14 protein-coding genes are annotated in these 18,060 nt (G+C 44.0%); 7 read left to right on the top strand and 7 right to left on the bottom strand.

Annotation, left to right across the window (positions count from 1 at the left end; translation table 11 throughout):
* Positions 1-8: 8 nt before the first annotated feature.
* The 7 genes from ACVA54_RS11765 (at position 9) to ACVA54_RS11735 (ending at position 9,461) form a co-directional block, all read left to right on the top strand.
* Positions 9-1,217 carry an acyl-CoA dehydrogenase family protein gene (locus ACVA54_RS11765; RefSeq protein WP_099079397.1) on the top strand — a complete coding sequence of 403 codons (1,209 nt, stop codon included), beginning with the start codon at positions 9-11 and terminating at the stop codon, positions 1,215-1,217.
* 11 nt (positions 1,218-1,228) lie between these two features.
* A complete protein-coding gene (locus tag ACVA54_RS11760; protein WP_446649634.1) occupies positions 1,229-2,356 on the top strand; it encodes an acyl-CoA dehydrogenase family protein in 1,128 nt (375 codons plus the stop codon).
* A 228-nt stretch (positions 2,357-2,584) separates the two neighbouring features.
* Positions 2,585-3,277 carry a PEP-CTERM sorting domain-containing protein gene (locus ACVA54_RS11755; RefSeq protein WP_446649633.1) on the top strand — a complete coding sequence of 231 codons (693 nt, stop codon included), beginning with the start codon at positions 2,585-2,587 and terminating at the stop codon, positions 3,275-3,277.
* A gap of 532 nt (positions 3,278-3,809) precedes the next feature.
* Positions 3,810-6,791, top strand: coding sequence for a PEP-utilizing enzyme (locus ACVA54_RS11750; RefSeq protein ID WP_446649632.1), 2,982 nt, complete (start codon positions 3,810-3,812; stop codon positions 6,789-6,791).
* Positions 6,788-7,417 (top strand): gamma-glutamyl-gamma-aminobutyrate hydrolase family protein, encoded by a 630-nt coding sequence (locus ACVA54_RS11745; RefSeq protein WP_119464457.1) that lies wholly within the window; start codon positions 6,788-6,790, stop codon positions 7,415-7,417. Before ACVA54_RS11750 ends, ACVA54_RS11745 begins: the two co-directional genes overlap by 4 nt.
* Entirely contained in the window at positions 7,414-8,193 is a 780-nt protein-coding gene (locus ACVA54_RS11740; RefSeq protein ID WP_446632506.1) for a phosphocholine cytidylyltransferase family protein, read from the top strand. Before ACVA54_RS11745 ends, ACVA54_RS11740 begins: the two co-directional genes overlap by 4 nt.
* A 56-nt stretch (positions 8,194-8,249) precedes the next feature.
* The gene (locus ACVA54_RS11735; RefSeq protein WP_172438116.1) at positions 8,250-9,461 is read left to right on the top strand and encodes a CDP-glycerol glycerophosphotransferase family protein; all 1,212 of its coding nucleotides are present in this window, start codon (positions 8,250-8,252) and stop codon (positions 9,459-9,461) included.
* A 78-nt stretch (positions 9,462-9,539) separates the two neighbouring features.
* Here the strand turns inward: ACVA54_RS11735 and ACVA54_RS11730 are convergent, their stop codons facing one another.
* From ACVA54_RS11730 to ACVA54_RS11700, 7 genes are all read right to left on the bottom strand, one after another.
* Complete coding sequence (locus tag ACVA54_RS11730) at positions 9,540-10,562, bottom strand: glycosyltransferase (protein WP_099079390.1); 1,023 nt, start codon at positions 10,560-10,562, stop codon at positions 9,540-9,542.
* Positions 10,563-10,635: 73 nt separating this feature from the next.
* Positions 10,636-11,526: a glycosyltransferase family A protein gene (locus ACVA54_RS11725; RefSeq protein ID WP_099079389.1), complete on the bottom strand. Its 891-nt coding sequence runs from the start codon at positions 11,524-11,526 to the stop codon at positions 10,636-10,638.
* A 12-nt stretch (positions 11,527-11,538) separates the two neighbouring features.
* Positions 11,539-12,636, bottom strand: a complete 1,098-nt coding sequence (locus tag ACVA54_RS11720) for a glycosyltransferase family 4 protein (RefSeq protein ID WP_119464460.1) — start codon at positions 12,634-12,636, stop codon at positions 11,539-11,541.
* A 15-nt stretch (positions 12,637-12,651) separates the two neighbouring features.
* A complete protein-coding gene (locus ACVA54_RS11715; RefSeq protein ID WP_099079387.1) occupies positions 12,652-13,821 on the bottom strand; it encodes a glycosyltransferase in 1,170 nt (389 codons plus the stop codon).
* Positions 13,787-14,941 (bottom strand): acyltransferase family protein, encoded by a 1,155-nt coding sequence (locus ACVA54_RS11710; protein ID WP_446608967.1) that lies wholly within the window; start codon positions 14,939-14,941, stop codon positions 13,787-13,789. The genes ACVA54_RS11715 and ACVA54_RS11710 overlap by 35 nt, the downstream gene beginning before the upstream one ends.
* The gene (locus ACVA54_RS11705; protein ID WP_119464462.1) at positions 14,934-16,160 is read right to left on the bottom strand and encodes a glycosyltransferase family 4 protein; all 1,227 of its coding nucleotides are present in this window, start codon (positions 16,158-16,160) and stop codon (positions 14,934-14,936) included. The genes ACVA54_RS11710 and ACVA54_RS11705 overlap by 8 nt, the downstream gene beginning before the upstream one ends.
* Positions 16,161-16,166: 6 nt before the next feature.
* Positions 16,167-18,047, bottom strand: a complete 1,881-nt coding sequence (locus ACVA54_RS11700; RefSeq protein ID WP_099079385.1) for an XrtA/PEP-CTERM system amidotransferase — start codon at positions 18,045-18,047, stop codon at positions 16,167-16,169.
* Positions 18,048-18,060 lie beyond the last annotated feature (13 nt).

Genomic DNA, 18,060 nt, shown 5'->3' with positions numbered 1-18,060 from the left:
GAACATCGATGAGCGATAAAGATTTATTTCGACAGGAAGTTCGGGCATGGCTAGAAGAAAACTGTCCGGTTTCGTTAAGAACGCCCACTCCTGATGACGAACTGGTTTGGGGCGGAAGCCAGATTGAGTTCAAGACGGAAGATCAGCGTTTGTGGTTTGAGCGCATGCGCGACAAGGGATGGTTTTGTCCGGGATGGCCTAAAGAATATGGCGGTGGCGGTTTAGATGCGACCCAAGAAAATATTCTAGAACAAGAAATTCGCCGCTTAGGCTGCCGACCTGCGCAGATTAACCTCGGTATTTGGATGCTCGGTCCCGTGGTTTTAAAATACGGTACAGAAGCGCAAAAGCAACGTATTCTGACCCCAATGACTCGTGGAGAAGTGCGTTGGTGCCAAGGCTTCAGTGAACCTAATGCAGGCTCCGATCTAGCGAATATTCGCACGACGGCAAAAGAAGATGGTGATGATTACATCGTCAATGGGGCAAAAATCTGGACCTCTTACGGCAATAAAAGTGACTGGATGTATGCTTTGGTACGAACGGACAACTCCGGTAGTAAACACCATGGTATCTCGTTATTACTGATGGATATGCACGCTCCAGGCGTAACGGTTTCGCCGATTGATTTGATCAGTGGCAAATCGTCATTTTGCGAAGTGCATTTCGACGAGGTGCGCGTACCGAAGAACAACCTCATTGGTGAACCAAATCTGGGTTGGTCACTGGCTAAGCAACTGCTTCAACATGAACGTGCGGCGATGTCGAAGTTCGGTGAGTTTAGCTTGCCGACGCACTATGACCTTTTAGCACTGAGTAAAGCGTATTTGTCTTCTTCGCCGGTTGCTAATAATGCAAGCCTGAAAGCACGCATCACCGCAGCCGACATGGAAGAACAAGCCTATGCGCTTACGGTTCAGCGCATGACAGAAGAAGCGCGTTCGGGCTTAGACGTGAGTGGCACAATGTCGATCATGAAGCTCGTGCACACTGAGCAAGAAAAAATCAAGTTTGAACTGTTACTTGACGTCATGGGCTATCGTGGGCTGGGTTGGCAGGATGATGCGTTCTCAGAGCAGGAACTGGGTGTCACTCGAGCTTGGTTAAACAGCTTTACTCAAACCATCGCAGGCGGCTCTTCCGAAATTCAACTGAACGTGATTGCCAAACGCGTATTGAATTTGCCGGATGCGAGCAAAGTAGAAAAGACACAATAAGGGGTACATCAATGAGTCTAATTTATTCACAAGATGAGCTGATGTTACTGGAAAGTGCCGAAGGACTTTTAGGTGAGATCAGCCCGGTATCTGCTCAGCGCACACTGCGTGACAACAATACAGACCAAGCGTTCGATAGCGAGCTTTGGAAGAGTATGGCCGAAATGGGATGGACTGCCATACCATTCGCTGAAGAGTTTGGCGGTCTCGCTTTCGGTTATAAAGGAATGGGCGCGGTATTTACTCAAATTGGTCACAATCTATCGGCATCGCCTTTACTCTCATCAGTGGTATTGTGCGGTTCATTAATCGAAATGCTAAGTAATGAATTGCAGAAAGATCAGTGGCTTACGGGGATTATTAGCGGTGAACTTCGCGTGGCATTGGCTCATGAAGAGAGCCACATTTATGATCCGAATACGGTGAGTACCACACTGACAGCGAATGATAATGGCTATGTGCTTTCTGGCCAGAAAGTGCTTGTTACCGATGGTATCGGTGCAGACGCTTACCTCGTAGTAGCGAAACTGAACAGCCAACTTCGTTTAGTGTTTATTCCCGCTAGCAGCGTAGGTGTTACGCAGAAATCGATGAAGCTGGTCGATGCTCGTAATATGGCGATGGTCAGTTTCGAGCAGGTAGTGGTAACGGAAGAGGCCATGCTTGGTAGCGCGCAGGAAGTTCGAGAAGCGTTAGCGTTCTCGCAGGATGTCGCGGCTTCATGTTTGGCAGCAGAGCTTTTGGGTGCGAGTGAAGCGCTGTTTACGATGACATTAGAGTATCTGAAAACGCGTAAGCAATTTGATCAACCGATTGGCAGTTTCCAAGCGCTTCAGCACCGCGCTGCTGCGTGTTATGTCGAACTTGAACTGGCCAAAAGCACCTTGATGAACGCGTTTTCTGTCATTGATAGTTCAGTTGACGAACAACAGCGTGCGAAAGCTGTAAGCTTAGCGAAATGGAAAATGAATCAGATGGCGGATCTGATCAGTAAAGAGGCAATTCAAATGCACGGTGGCATTGGTGTGACCGATGAGCTGGATGTGGGATTGTATCTAAAGCGAATTCGTGTGGCCCAAATGCATCTCGGAGATTCAGACTATCATCAGAGCCGTTATCAAGCCTTGTTGGAAGAGTAATTGATTATAAGCATATAACGGTCTAAATTTTTTGCTTTCTAAACCGAATCCTCGTGACGCATCCGCTTACGAGGATTTTTATTTAATAACTACACTGTCAATATTTTTTACACTTCAGGGCTGACTTACTAAGAGCGCTTCGCTAATTTGTTGTCTTACTAGCACTTTTAATTTTGGCGTGAACTTTGCTCCTTTATCCTTGCAATACATCTTTACGAGGTTAAAGCTATGAGTGTTAAAGCTATGAGTGTTAAATCAGCAATCTTCCTTTATCTTGGTATCGCTTTCATTACTCAAGCGCAAGCTGAGATTGTTTATAGTAATTGGGCGACGAATGAAGGTGAATCTGGAAGTTATGTGTTTGCCGTCGAACATGACCAGACTAACAATTTATTTAACTATTCGTTTACCGTAGACCCTTGGGATGCTGAAGCGCTGGGTTTATTTATTGATTTTGGCGATCATACGATGCCCGGGACGACGGCTGCGGACATTGGTTTGACAAATATTGACCCTGCAGATGAGGTAGCGCTTTGGGCGACAGATACCACCTCAAATAATTGTGGTAACGGATGTAATTTAGAAGGATTTAGTCCTAATTTGGAAACGCCAGATGATGAGTGGGAGCTCGTATTTAGACTTGGCGCGCAAGGATTTGATCAAATCCAAACTTTTACGTGGACGACATTGGATTTTGGACTAGAGCTGTCTGATTTTGGCTTAGCCGGCGTTCGTTCACAGCAACTCTGTACCGGTGACGCGACGCTGCCGGATGGCATCGGAGAGTGTACAGGGAGTGATAAGTCATACGGTAGTCCACGACGCGGGACGCCAAGAAGCATTCCTGAACCAGGTTCAACCCTTTTGTTGGCGGCGGGACTTTTAGGCCTAGGCATGATTCGTCGTAGGAAAGTGAGCTGAATATTCGATTTTGTTCTGAACAGGTAAAATATCCGAGCCACATAGCGTATTACGCAGTGGCTCTAATTATTTAACGAACCTAATGATCAACGTGGCTAGAGTCAGGCTTACGTGCTGGCTATGCCTAAGGGCTCCTGATTTATGTTCCCATCTAATTTAACGATAGACGATGGTTGACACCTTATTTGATAATCAGAATGTTGCTTGGTTATTTGGATATAACGCAATGAAAGATAATATAATTGTCATTATTTGTGGTGAAGTGATGAGCGATTTTTGAATGAATAATCACAAAAAATAAGCATGCTAAGTTGCATTTTGATGAAAATATCCTGTGCTTAATCGGTCGAAGCTTCGCGGTTTTTGCAAGGATGAGAGTGTCGCATTTATTTGCTTTTGAGAATGCCATTAGCGCTGATGCGAGAAATTGGTCGGGCGATTGCCTAGTTACAAGAAAAGCAATGCCCGACGACGGCAGTAATCTGTTAGTTAATTATTGCTTGTTCTAAGGATGGAACGTTGGGGGTGGCGAGTGAACGTGTTTATTTTGGGGGCTGGTGCTCCAAAGAGTGGCAGCAAACCTTCAGCACTAAAAAACATCTCAATGAATACGAGAGTAATGGACTGGCAGATACACAGCTTTTCAAGTTTAGTTCGACTTGATGATGTGTATTTTCTTGGAGGTTATCAAATAGAGGAAGTGATCGGTCTTTACCCCAAATTGAACTTTATTGCCACGCCAGAGTGGAAAAGTTCCACGCCACTGGATACTTTCTTCCATGCCCCAATCTCAAACAAACCTTGCATCGTAACGTACGGGGACACTGTCTTTCGAAATGATGTTATTAATGAATTTATCTCACTAGAGGCGGATATCACCGTTGCGGTGGATAGTCATTGGTTAGAAAGGTACTACGCCAGAAAAAAAGAAGACATCGATAAAGCGGAAGTTTTGATTGTTGATAGTGAACTGTTTGAATTTACCGGTTTAGTGTATTTCGGAGAGCGGGCCGTCAACGTAATCGTAGACTCAAATCATGACATTAAACGAGAAATGGCAGGAAAAAAACTGCTCGATCTTATCGCTTTCATGAGCCTGCAAGGACTGACCGTCCATTATAAAGATGTTAAGGGGGAGTGGGCAGAGTTTAATTCCCCAAACGATATAGCAAATTTTATTTTGGGTACCAAAGCAGACACGCTTTCACGCCTAGAACATATCGTAAAAACCAGCTATATCGGCGAACAGTATAGTTTTACCGCAGCAGAATGGCGCATCGATTCAACCACAGTACTGGCAGCTATAAGAAATAAGTTTGAAAACAAGCAACTGGTGGTGAGAAGCAGCTCAAAGGCCGAAGACAACTGGAACAGCTCTAACGCGGGTGGATTTGATAGTATTCTTGGCGTTGATGGAAATGATCTGGCACAACTCAACTCGGCGATACAAACGGTGCTCGATTCTTATGGGCCGTCACTTGCGAGTGAAGAACAGATCCTTATTCAGGCGTTTTTGCAAGATGTCATCATGTCCGGTGTTGTCTTTACCTGTAGCCTAGAAACCGGCGCACCTTATTATCGGTTTAATTTTGATGATACAACGCAATCTACAGAGTCAGTGACATCCGGTTGTGGTGGTGAATTAAGAACCGTCCTAGTTAGTAAATTTCATCCAGAGACGCTCGACACGGTGGCTCCAGAACTCAAGTCTGTGTTGACTTCGGTTCAAGAGCTAGAAACACTGCTCGGTTTTGACAAGTTAGATATTGAGTTTGCGGTCGATTCTTCCGGAACAGTGCATATATTTCAGGTGCGGCCAGTTTTAGTCAGCAATGATGATGAGATCGAAAATAACAGGATCATTACCTCTCTAAAATCCAATGTTACCCGTTATAACGAGTATCAAATTAAGCCTCCCTTTGTGTTCGGCGACACCACAATCTTCGCCAATATGCCAGATTGGAACCCTGCCGAAATCATTAGTACCCGGCCTAAACCGTTATCTCTAAGCCTGTATCAGCAACTTATTACCAATGATGTTTGGGCCAAACAGAGAGCTGAGTATGGTTACAAGGACGTGAGGCCACACCCGTTAATTGTCAGTTTTTCTGGGCATCCTTACGTTGATGTGAGAGCGAGTTTTAGCTCTTTTATACCTGAATCGGTACCTGAAGACTCTGCGGGGAGGATCGTCAATGCTTACATCGCGATACTGAACAATAACCCAAGTCTGCACGATAAAATTGAATTCGATGTCGCTTTTACGATTTGGACGCCGGAGTTTAAGCAAGACGCATCTGCACGTTTACTCCCTTATGGCGTCCGAGAGTCAGACTTGTCCTTTTTAGAACAAGGACTAAAAGAAATAACGCAAAATGCGCTGACTCGGTTAGATGACGACGTGAGTCCCGTCGTGATCTTAACATCGCGACGTCAGAATATTAATGACGCCTGTATGATGGATTTAGATAGAGCATTTGCCTTGCTCGATGATTGCAGGCGTTATGGTACCTTGGCATTTTCTCATGCCGCGAGAGCGGGTTTCGTCGCTCGTACGTTGTTAAATAGTTTGGTACAAAGTGGTGGTTTGTCGGAAGAGCGCTGCATGGGTTTTTTGAGTAGTTTTGACACTGTTGCGGGGCAGTTTGAAAAAGATAAAGTGCGTTTTTCCTCTGGTGAAATCACCTTGGGGGAGTTAATAGACCAGTATGGTCATTTGAGGCCAGGGACTTACGAAGTGACCACGCCTGCCTATTGGGAGCTTCCTGAGCATTACTTGATACCGAAGGAGATGCAATCTAAAGAGCAAATAAGCTGCGACATACAGTTTACCGACGGTGAGCTGCTGGCCATGAGTGGTCTGTTGGAACAGTTAGAATCAGTTCTTAGTACGTCTGCATTCATCGAGTACTTGGTGAAAGCAACTCAACAGCGTGAAAGTGTTAAATTCGAAATGACAAAGAGTTTAAGCAAAGCATTAGACAGTCTGGTGAAATGGGGTCATAGCATTGGGTTAAGCAGAGATGACCTCTCCTATATGACATATAGTGACATTGAAAGTTTAACACTCAACCGAATGACGACGGAGGGCTTACTTGAGAGCATACAGAAAAGAAAGGCGGACTATCAGATAACAAGGATTGTCGAGCTCCCTTCATTTATTAATGATCAATCTCAATTTTATTGTTTTGAGAGACACTCTTCATTACCAAACTATATTGGTTTAAAAAGTGTTACGGCAGAGGTTGCCCCTATCTCTAATGAGAACACCAATCTTAGAGGAAAAATCGTCATGATTCCTCAGGCTGATCCTGGTTACGATTGGCTTTTTGGTCACGAAATAGCAGGGCTGATCACTCAGTTTGGCGGCGCAAACTCGCATATGGCGATTCGAGCCGCAGAGATAGGTTTACCGGCAGCCATAGGCGTAGGGGAAAAACTTTACGAGGCATTATTAGCTTCTCATAAGCTCGAGTTGGATTGCCTGGGACAAACCTTGAGAGTCGTTAAATGAAGCTCGTGGGAATAAGTCACCGCGTTGACTTTGTCGAAAGCCATGACGAACAACGCGATGCAATCGATCAGCGTTGGTATGAATTAATGATTTCGATGGAATGGTTGCCTGTTCCTTTACCGAATATTCCGGCAAGCCTAGTGGAGGTGCTGATGACATCGCTAGGTCTGTCAGGGATTATCCTCTCCGGAGGAAATAGCATCACTGACCTTGACCCCTTGGCGAGCGATACGGCGCCTGAAAGGGATGAATTTGAGCATGCACTTATCCAATATGCATTAGAAAATGATTTGCCTTTGATTGGGGTATGTCGAGGGATGCAAGTGATAAATCATTATTTCGGTGGCGGTTTTCAACCAATTGAAGGCCACATTGGTACCTGGCATGAGTTGGTTACTTTAAATGCGGATTTTGAATTGCCAACATTGGTGAACAGTTTTCATGGTTGGGGGATCCCTTCAGAAAAATTAGCTAGGCATCTGAAACCTATCGCATCAGACCATATGGGAAATATTGAAGCTTTTACTCATCCTTCAAAACAAGTGTTCGGGATGATGTGGCACCCTGAAAGAGTCGATGGTTTCAACCAACTAGACATAAACTTACTGAAAAGACAAATCTTATGACTAAAGCATTAATTTTGGCGGCAGGAGAAGGGACGCGACTGCGCCCTTTGACCAATAATAAGCCTAAGTGTCTGGTTCCCTTGGTAGGTCGAACGTTGTTGGATAGGCAAATTGATAGCTTGAAAAGTCAAGGCGTTAAGGATATCCACATCGCAACTGGCTATTGCGCTGAGCAGCTTGAAGTACTCGGTTATGATACCAGTTACAATGAGCACTTCCAGCGAACTAATATGGTAGAAAGTTTATTTTCGGCAATTGAGTTCATCGAAGCGTGTGAAGAGGACTTGATTATTAGCTACGGTGATATTGTCTATAACCCATCGAATTTAGAGGCACTGCTAGCTTCGGAGGCTGAAATCGCGCTCATGGTCGACAAAAATTGGCATGAGTTATGGTCAATTAGGATGGATGACCCCCTCAACGATGCAGAGACTTTGGTGCTCGATAAGGAAGGATGCGTCTTAGAGTTAGGTCAGAAGCCGGAAAGTTATGATCAGATCCAAGGGCAATATACTGGGCTTATCAAGATTCGAAAAGATAAGATTGGCGACTTTGTAAATGACTATTTGAAACTTGATCGTCAGGCATTATATAACGGTAAGGATTTCTACAATATGTATATGACTAGCTTTCTTCAGATACTCATCAATAAAGGCTGGAAGATAAAAGCTGTAGAGGTGGATTCAGGATGGTTAGAGATTGACTCAACCGACGATTTGAATGCTTATGAGGCGCTATACAAACGCAACCAGCTTGACCCTTTTTATAAGGCGTAATCATGATAAGGGACGTTTTAGGCACAGTGCCAATGGTGCGTTGGTTATGGATGAGAGTGAAAAAACATCGAACTCGGCTCTTAATCTTAGCCGCCAAACCATTTCACTACTATGAGATAAAGCGGATTAGGCGTAAGACCAAACACGGCGATCAAATCAAGGTAGTGTTTCTGGTGCTTGAAAAAAGCATGTGGAAAACAGATTTGCTCTACCAGGCGATGGATAAGCATCCCCATTATTGTCCTATGATTTTGGTGATCCCAAGGTGTAATGCTTCTGATATTGAAGCGAACACAAGACAAACCGAAGCGTTCTTTGTTGATAAGGGATATAGGGTTAGCCGATCTTGCCCAAGTGAACAATGGGCGGAAGAGGATGACGTCATAAATCAAGACCTGATATTCTTCACCAACCCACATAACGACTCGTTAGAGAAGTACTCTATCTCAAGTTTAAGAAATAAGCTTACGTGTTATGTTCCATACTTTGAATTGTTGGATTTGAATTTCGCTATTCACTTTAATGGCCCGACTGAAAACTTGGTATGGAAGTTTTTTCAAATTAATGAGATCCATAGAAAAATTGCTCAAGAATACGCTTACAATGAAGGAAGTAATAGTGTAGTCGTAGGCTATCCTGCGACCGAGGCATTGTATAATGACAGCCAATATGAAAACCCGTGGATAAACCCATCGCTCAAAAAAATCATCATTGCACCACACCACAGCATCGCTGATAGCAGCTTTTTATCCAACGCAACGTTTCTTGAAAACGCTGAGTGCCTCAAAGCATTGGCGGTCAAGTATTCCGATCAAGTGAACTTTGCTTTTAAACCCCATCCATTACTAAAAGAGAAGCTTTATCGCCACCCTGACTGGGGAAAAGAAAAAACCGATCAGTATTGGAACTTCTGGTCATCCAAGCCTAATTTGCAACTTGAAGAGGGGGAATATGTGGGTTTATTCAGAGAGTCGGATGGCATGATCCATGATTGTACTTCATTTATCACCGAGTATTTATACATAGGTAAGCCAGTACTTTACCTTAATCCGAACATCAGAGAGCGTCTGAATGACTACGGCAAGTTAGGCTATGACGCAATGTTGAAAGCAGAAAAGCAATCAGACATAGAAAGGTTCATCGTGTCGATAATTCGAGGTGATGAGGTCATGTTTGATGAGGATATGCAAAAGAAGCTAAGACCACCATTATCACCGACGGCGCAGATCATGACGATACTGAATGAGACGCTGGTTGTTGGCGACTAGTGATATTTTCATTTTACGATGGCAAGGCAAGCGAGTAGTCCACAATATGGTTTAAGAAAGAATCTCTATCTCTATCCTTTATTTGTTTGAAAGAATGTATTGATCAAAATGAGCTTTAACGTTTCCCTCGAATGTTGATGTAATTTCAAGATATCTATTTCGGCTGCATTTCGATATTGTCATTAGCTTGTGGTGTGGCATTCTGGTGATTGAAGTGATGATACTCTCAAATTCTGGCTCATTGATTTTGAATCCTTTCGCTCTATATTGATGATTTGCTTCGACGCAACTGACCAGAAAGCCGCAGTTGGGTGTGACAATTTCATTCATAGGTGCGCCATCTGTTGTGACAACGACGGCACCAGTTGAGAGAGCTTCAACGATATAGTGACCAAAGCCTTCCATTTCGGATACACAGATATGAACGCCGTGACTGTTCATCAAGCTGAGTAAATCATCCCCAGTTTGATTGGTTGTGATCAGGTCAATATTCTTCACGTCTTTCGCTGATTCTATGTGAGCAACGACGGTGGTTTGCAAAGTCAGTTTTGGCCACTCAGGATGCCTTTTCCACGAATTAATCACAGATAATGTTCCCTTTTTCTCGCTTTTTCCGGCGAGATGCAAATATCGGCTAAAACTTTTTTGGGAGTGAGACTGATAACGGTCTAAAGAGCTAAACCCTAAGTAATGCGTTCTATTTTTAATATCTGAAAAAGCTTGGAGTGCGTCTCTGGTTTTGCAAAGTAACACAATTTTTTCGTTTCTTAAGGTTGTTTTCTCTGTGTGGGGGCGGAACCAGTCTTGATTAGGAATCAAGTAATTTTGTGTTGCAAGCCAGAGCAATTTAGCCTGAATTTCTTCCATATGAATAAACACCAACACCTTACCACGTGTTCTCTCTAGAAAGAGACTGGCGATACTCAATGCCTTGTTTAAGAAACTTTTCTTTCCCAAGAGTACTTTTGAGGAAATGCAGGGGTACGCTTTTTTTAGAGCAGACTGAAGTACTAATGAATCATTTTCCAATCCAAGAGAGTTTCCGCTGATGATTACAACATAAGTTTCTTGGTTACTTCTATCGGAAGAGTGACTATTCATGATGATGTCCCATTTTAACTTCTGTGTTTGAAACCATAGTGAGATTTGGCGTACTCGTCTTTTAGGTAATGATTTAAGTAGCTATTGATGCGGAGTTTTTAATTTTAAAATAGTTAATCATGTCGAAAACACTGTTTGGTGACTTTAACCTTAAGTGATCGAATTTGATGTTACTGTAAATACTATCAATCGAGTCTGGCAAAGATTCGAAGCTGTCATAATGGTTCAGATGTTCTCGTATGGCACTTTGTTGGAGGTGTCTAAGGCTATAGCGATGTAATCGCCTAATATAGAGATAAATATTCTTTAAACTGGTTGGTGTTAGCCGATGATAATAAAATTCGGCACCTTCACATCCGCGCATGAAGCCATAGGAAAAACCATTGGATAGTCTAAAATCATGGCTGGCGGCCCAAGCTAAAAGGCTGTCATCACCAATTAACCCAACAGGTAGCCTAAAGTCTAACTTTTGCAACTTCTCGACAAAAAGCGGAGTAACAGCGTAGAACGCTCCGCTTAGCGCTTCTCCTTTTAGTGTATTTGTGATGATGTGATCTGTCGTTCTTCCTTGAGTCTTTGGTATGCCTGCGATGATGTAGCAATCGGGGTGAGCATCATATGACTGCATGATACTGATGAGTGAACCTGGTGTAATCGTGCAGTCTCCATCAATGAAAATAGTCATGAGCGGGGTATCGTTGCCTAATTCGATTGCATAGTTCCAGGCGTTCGCCTTGTCTCCTAGCGGGATGTCGAAGCTTTGCCAACCGTCCTTATTTTGGCAGTATCGTTGAGTTACTGGGTATGTATCGTCACGACATCCATTGCAGATGATGTTGACCTCTGCATCCATGTTACTCAGCGCGAACAAAGACTGATCGATAGAGTTGAGACAGCGCTCGATGAAATCTGCTTCATTATAAGCGAGCACATTAATTCGGATTTTTTTTGTCACTTTACTCATAGTTGCAGGCCTTCATAGTTGGTGGATCATCGATGTCCATTTGTTGATGATATTGATAGGTGTGTATTCCTCTGAACGTGTGTAGGCAAGTTTGCCATATTCATCACGAAGTTGAGGACTGAGCAAGAAGCTGTTAATACACTCTGCTAGTTGTTCAATATTATGCTCTGGCAGTAATTTGCCATATTTGTCGGCAATGATTTCTGAAGGCCCCATCGGACAATTGAACGCAATAACGGGAAGCCCTTGGCCCATCGCTTCTATCAAGGTCAGCCCGAATCCTTCATAGCGTGAACTCAGCACATACATCGCTGCTTGTTGATACTCATTCTCGATGTGAGTGGACTCAGCAACAAGCTCGACACTCTGTTCCAGCTGGTATTCACGTATAAGTTTTTCGAGCTCAGGTTTCGCACTCCCAGTGGGTCCCACGATTCTTAGTGTCCAGTTTTTCTTTGATTCTCGTTCGATTTGGGCCCAAGCTCTAATGAGTAAATCAAATCCCTTTTGAGCGGTCATTCGTCCTACTGCCAATACGATGTTCTTCCTCTCCGAGTGGTTCCAATTCTTAGGTCGTTCAATGGGTAGGGGATTAGGAATAACGACCACTTTGTCAGGGTTGGTTTGAAGCGTATTTATCCAATGTCTTTTATCCGTTGCTGTTAGCACAATGATTTTTTTGCACAAGAGCGAGGCAAGTCGACGGCCAAACCAACGACTACCAAATCTGGTGCTAATTCCAGAGTTGAAGTGTTCCCAAGCTACGTGATTTTTGCGCAGCAGTGGTATCGATGAATACAGGCACATTTGTGTGTCACAGCTGATAATAAGGTCAGGCTTAAGTTGTGAGATCATGCGAGAAATAGCGAAAGGCAGCGTGAGATGGTGAAGGGACGACTTCGATGCATCGAACAGCTGTTCTCTTTTCACCGATTCATTGAGAAAGAAAAAAGGTGTTGTTTTTGATTCATGGTGACTGATGATCGTCACATCAAACCCGGCGGCGAAGAGTTCATTTGATATCATAGTACACATCCTTTCTGTACCACCAAGAGCTGTTATATCATTAATCAAAAAAGCGATGTGGAGTCTTTTATCCAGTTTGTTCACATGCAGTTCCTTGCGTTACTCGGTTTCCTTAAACGGTATCGATACCTTAGACGTTATATCTGAAAATATATGTTCGATACGTTTCGCATTGTTCAGCCAGGTCAGCTTCTTATCTTGAATGGTTTTTGTTGCTTCAAGCTGCAGTTGTTTCCGCAGGGTTTCATCGGCGAGAATTCGTTTCACGCATACTAAAATGTCATCAGGTGAGCTCATGTCGTACAGAAGCGCGTTTTTGTTATCACATAAAAGCTCTCTAATGTTTTCGGTATTGGGTGCGACAATGGCTTTCCCTTTTGCTAAGTACTCGATGAGCTTAAGTGGTGATGACCATGGTGTTGCAGCAGGTTGAAGAGCGATGTCAATTTGGTCTAGCCAACCTGGCATATCGTTTCTCTCTATTAAACCAGTGACGTGAAAACGGTCTTCAATGCCTAACTGTTGGGCTTGTTGCTGTAGCGTTGCAGCAGCGGGGCCGTCACCCACGACAAGTAGCATTAAATGGTTATTTTCAGGCTCTGCTATCAAGGATAGTAATTTATCTAGCTGATGCCACTCCCGGCAAAAGCCAACAAAGCCGATGGTTAGCTGATTTTCAAATTTACGATTTCGATCATGCTGAGTGGTTGGATAGAACTTTTGAGGGTCAATGCCATTGGGGATCACCGTAATTTGGTCTGCTGGAACGCCCACTTGCAGGATATAGCGAGCGAGCACATGGGTAACAGGGCACACATGATCGGCATTACGCCACGTATACACCTCACTCCATTTTGCCAGCGGTTTTAGTGTGATGCCTCCGTATTGCTTTCGTTCGTCGTAAAGAGGGGAGTTCACTTCCAGAATGAGCTTAAGGCGAAGGAGTTTCTTGACCCAAATTCCAGCTGGCAAAAATAAGTTATAGCGTTCATAAATAGCATCGGGGCGGTGCTTAATAGCAGCAAGTAGCAACTTGAAAAAGACATAAAACGCATAGCCAAACTCCAACACTTCCGAGCACGCTTTCGGTAATACACTTCTTAGCTTTGATACCCATCCACCGTCGCTGCCAAACTCCGCCTCCTCGGAGACATTTGGACCAACGACAATAATTTGATGACCAAGGCTTTCAAGGGCATTAATGATTTCTTCCACATGGACATACTGGCCATCTTTAGACGCGATTCTGTGGTGATAAAGTATCTTCATTACACAACATCCTTCTTTTGAGTATTGAAGCTAAAGGGCGTTCAATGAGTGAGTAAATTAAGTATGAGCCTGCTATGCAGAGAATGGAAAGAACGGCCGTAGAGGTATAAACGTCTATGTAAGCATACACATCTAACGTGGAAAAAATAACGCCAAGTACTGGAAGGAAAAGTGCCGCATGAAACAGGTAAAGTGAGTATGAGGCGTTACCTAACGCAACCATTGGTCTAAAAGCGTTTGCTTGGAATAAGTGCTCGGACGAAACAATCGCGTAAACGAGCATTATTGATGGCATCCCCCATATTATAAAACGCCATGGATTTAGGTTATAGAAAGACACGTAAGGTGCTTCTAAATGAGATGACAGACTGAGTAAAATCAGGGCTATGATAGCAAGAGGAATAGCGAGAGTTTTGCCTAAAAGTACCCCCTTTTTATAAAGGTAGCCGATCCAGCAACCCGCAATGAACTCCAAAATTATTGGGTTTGTGTAGTAGTGTATATATGCACTACTAAAAGTAGAGGATAAGACAAAATTAGTGAGCGCAAGGAAGACAAAAATAATGTTTAGGGTCAGTAACCTGCTTTGGATTTTTAAAGTTAATAACGCAGCATAGACCATGTAAAAAAACATTTCGAACACGAGTGTCCAAGCGATGCCTAGATAAGGATAGTAACTACCATTATTCGTTGTCGGTAACAGAAGGAGAGAAGTTATTAAAGGCTGTAGCTCTACATGCCCTAGTAGAGGTTGTGTGTTGAGCATGTTACTCAGTGACAACAAAGACAGGTAAGCGATAAAAGCAAGCCAATAGATTGGGTAAATCCTGAACACTCTTTTAATGACAAAGCATTTTATGTCATTACTTTTATTCTGAGAATCTCGTGTAACCAGTACCATGACAATACCACTTAGAATGAAAAATACGTCCACACCGAGTGCACTGACCTTCCATATAGATAGAAAGAGGTCTGGCATTGCCTCCTGCGAGTATTCATGCTTCAATTTCCCAACAGTATGACCGATCATAACAATCAGTGCAGCGAGCCCTCTAAGTATCTGAACGGTCCTTACTTCCTGGGATGTAGCATCTCCATCCTTGCTAGGCGACTTATTCATATTGGACCCCGCCGTCATTCCGTTGGGCTTCAAACTGTCTTTCTAGAAGTGAAGAGAATACATCGTATTGCCCTTGAGAAGTGGTGAACCAATCAAACTGTTCTGCGTAAAGACGAGTGTGATTTCGCTGTGGGGGATTTTCTAGCAGATGCTGTACGCCTTGAGCGATCGAGTTCGAATCTCTGTCAACAAGGACACCGGCCTGTATATTTTGAACCACTTCCGGTGTCCCCCAGATATTTGTTGCCACGACAGGGGTTCCACAGGCCATGGACTCTAATAGAACGTTCGCCCACCCTTCACGGCTTGATGCCAAGACAAGCGCGTTAGCTGCTCCGTAGTAGTTCGCAAGCTCACTTTGACTAAGACTACCGAGGAAAATGACGCGATCTTGCAGCTGATTTTTTATGACCTGTTGTTTGAGTTGATTTTCGTCTGGTCCATTGCCAGCGATAAGAAGCAAGACGCTGGGCAGCTGTCGTAATGACTCGATAACGAAGTGATGGCCTTTGCGTTCAATAAGATGACCGACAGAAATGATGATAGGTTTATCCTGCGGCAGATTGAGCTCTGCTCTTAGTGCGGTTTGTTTTAACTCGTCCACATAGGAAAATAGCTCTAGATCCACACCATTTCTCAGTGTGGTTACCGAGTTAGGTTCCGCTCCCAGCGTTATCATCTCCTTCCTTAACGCTTCACAAACCGCCATGTTGTGATCGCTACGTTTAAGGACCGCCTGGATATCTTTTTTAGGCTTTGTGAATTCTGGAATAAGGTTGATATCCGTCCCTCGAGCTGTGACTGTAAAGGGTTTACCCAGTTTTTCTGCAGCTTGTGATATGGCCACCCCATCTGGATAGAAGTAGTGGCCATCAATTATGTCAAAATCAAAGCCTTGCTGGATAAGTTCCGCTGCTTTTTTATATATTGTATTAGCGAGTGTATGTGGAGTGAGTGTCATTCCAATTTTAGGCACGACAACGTAACGAGGGTGGTAGACATCCATCCCAAAACGATTTTCATGCAGTGGAGCATTGGCATAAGAAGCATACGCACCAAACATTGGCTGGCGAAATGGAAACCAAGGAATCGGAGCGATAACCTTTATTTCAACGTCAGGAAAATGCTGCTTTAAATGACGTAGCCGAGTTTCGATAAACACACCATGCTTTGGGTTATTGGCGTAAGGGAATAAGGTTGTTACTGTCAATATCTTCATTTATCACTACTGCCTATTCATAAACTTTGCAAACATCAGCAGGCACCAAAGGGCGTCGGCGTGATTACTCTTTCCTTCGATATGCTCATTAATCATTTTTTTAAGCGTGTCGGCAGAAAAAAAACCACTGTCGAGCATATTTTCAGAAAGTATGGTTGAGCTGAGGCTGTGCTTTAACGGTCCTCTAAACCACTCGGCGATAGGAATGCTAAATCCCATTTTTGGGCGGTAGAGAATGTTTGAGTCCACATAGGGTTCAAGCGCTTTCTTGAAGGCGTATTTTCCTTCGGTGCCTCGGATATTGTCCGTACTCTTAATTGAGAATGCCCATTCCACAAAGACATGGTCGAGTAGCGGCGAACGAACTTCCAACGAATGCGCCATGCTGGCTCTATCCACCTTGGTTAATATGTCTCCTGGAAGCCAAGTTTTGATGTCTAAATATTGGATCTGCTTTAACGGATCATCGGTTGGTGCCGCCTTAGCATGCTGTCGCATGATCTCTAAACCGGAGTAGCCATTGAGGCGACGCAAATAATCGGGATGAAAAAGTTGATGCCTTTGTTCTGCTCGCAGTTTTGACATGGTGTTGGCGTATGCCTCGACCGTATTCATCGCCAGTGATTGTAATGTGGTTTTTGCTCGTAGTGGCTTGGGAGCCCAGTCGGCTTTAGGGTAGACGCTTGCTAAGCCACCAAATAGAGATTTGCGTAAATGTAGGGGGATTTTATCTCTAAGACGCTGTTCGGTTAAATGCATTCTTTGACGTCGGTAGCCAGCGAAGACTTCATCACCGCCATCGCCGGATAAAGCAACTTTTACGTTTTGCCGTGCCAGTTGGCACACTTGGTAGGTAGGGAGTGCTGAGCTATCGGCAAAAGGTTCATCATAAATGGTACTGAGCCTGTCTATTAAATGGTAATCGTTTGAGGAGACGATTTGGCTTATGTGGTTGGTCTGGTACCTCACGGCTATTTGGTTGGCATAGTCACTTTCGTCATAGTCACGTTCATTAAAGCCTATTGCACACGTGTTGACCGGGGTTTCTTGCAGGCCAGCCATCAGGGCAGTGATAGCACTTGAATCCACGCCACCGGACAGAAAAGCCCCCAAAGGTACATCGGAGAGCAGGCGAATTCTGACAGACTCATTTAGCCGCTCGATCAGTTCGGTTTGAACATCTTCCCATGAATGAGTTTTGGTGGGCACGGGTAGATCCCAGTAACGAGTTTGTTGGATTTTTGTGCAAGGCTCTAACAGCATATAGTGGCCGGCGTTGAGCTTATAAACGTTTTTGTATGCGCTGAATGGCTCAGGTATGTAGCCATACATAAAGAACTCTTCTGCCATCTGCTCGCGTAACCTTGTGTCGACGTCTGGATGGGCGAGTAATACCTTGAGCTCAGAACCAAAAATGAATTGGCCTGATGTGGTTTTGGTGTAGTAAAGAGGCTTTTTGCCGAGCCTATCTCTCGCTAAAAAAAGTCGCTTTTTGTTCCTGTCCCACAGTGCAAACGCAAACATCCCGCGAAAGCGTTCAAGACATTTGACTCCCCATTCTTCCCAAGCATGAACAATGACTTCAGTATCACTATGAGTAGAGAAGCGATGGCCAAGACATGACAGCTCAGCAACTAATGATTCGAAGTTGTAAATCTCGCCGTTAAAGACAACGCAAACGGATTGATCTTCATTGAAAATAGGCTGCTGTCCACTACTGAGGTCAATGATTGATAATCTACGATGACCTAACCCAACGTCGCTATCAATGAAGTAACCTTCATCATCAGGCCCTCGGTGAGATTGCACTCGATTGATATGCTTTAATAGGCTCTCGTCAATCGCTGCATTGGTCTCAAGATTAAATATTCCGGATATTCCACACATAACATGATTCCCT

The sequence above is a fragment of the Vibrio sp. PNB23_22_6 genome, from assembly GCF_052877535.1.
This window is presented reverse-complemented; position numbering and strand designations above follow the sequence as displayed.

What these genes read in the sequence shown, in the direction of transcription:
- ACVA54_RS11765 (WP_099079397.1), top strand. Translation starts at nt 9, where the DNA reads ATGAGCGATAAAGATTTATTTCGACAGGAAGTTCGGGCATGGCTAGAA.
- ACVA54_RS11760 (WP_446649634.1), top strand. Translation starts at nt 1,229, where the DNA reads ATGAGTCTAATTTATTCACAAGATGAGCTGATGTTACTGGAAAGTGCC.
- ACVA54_RS11755 (WP_446649633.1), top strand. Translation starts at nt 2,585, where the DNA reads ATGAGTGTTAAAGCTATGAGTGTTAAATCAGCAATCTTCCTTTATCTT.
- ACVA54_RS11745 (WP_119464457.1), top strand. Translation starts at nt 6,788, where the DNA reads ATGAAGCTCGTGGGAATAAGTCACCGCGTTGACTTTGTCGAAAGCCAT.
- ACVA54_RS11740 (WP_446632506.1), top strand. Translation starts at nt 7,414, where the DNA reads ATGACTAAAGCATTAATTTTGGCGGCAGGAGAAGGGACGCGACTGCGC.
- ACVA54_RS11730 (WP_099079390.1), bottom strand. Translation starts at nt 10,562, where the DNA reads ATGAATAGTCACTCTTCCGATAGAAGTAACCAAGAAACTTATGTTGTA.
- ACVA54_RS11725 (WP_099079389.1), bottom strand. Translation starts at nt 11,526, where the DNA reads ATGAGTAAAGTGACAAAAAAAATCCGAATTAATGTGCTCGCTTATAAT.
- ACVA54_RS11715 (WP_099079387.1), bottom strand. Translation starts at nt 13,821, where the DNA reads ATGAAGATACTTTATCACCACAGAATCGCGTCTAAAGATGGCCAGTAT.
- ACVA54_RS11710 (WP_446608967.1), bottom strand. Translation starts at nt 14,941, where the DNA reads ATGAATAAGTCGCCTAGCAAGGATGGAGATGCTACATCCCAGGAAGTA.
- ACVA54_RS11705 (WP_119464462.1), bottom strand. Translation starts at nt 16,160, where the DNA reads ATGAAGATATTGACAGTAACAACCTTATTCCCTTACGCCAATAACCCA.
- ACVA54_RS11700 (WP_099079385.1), bottom strand. Translation starts at nt 18,047, where the DNA reads ATGTGTGGAATATCCGGAATATTTAATCTTGAGACCAATGCAGCGATT.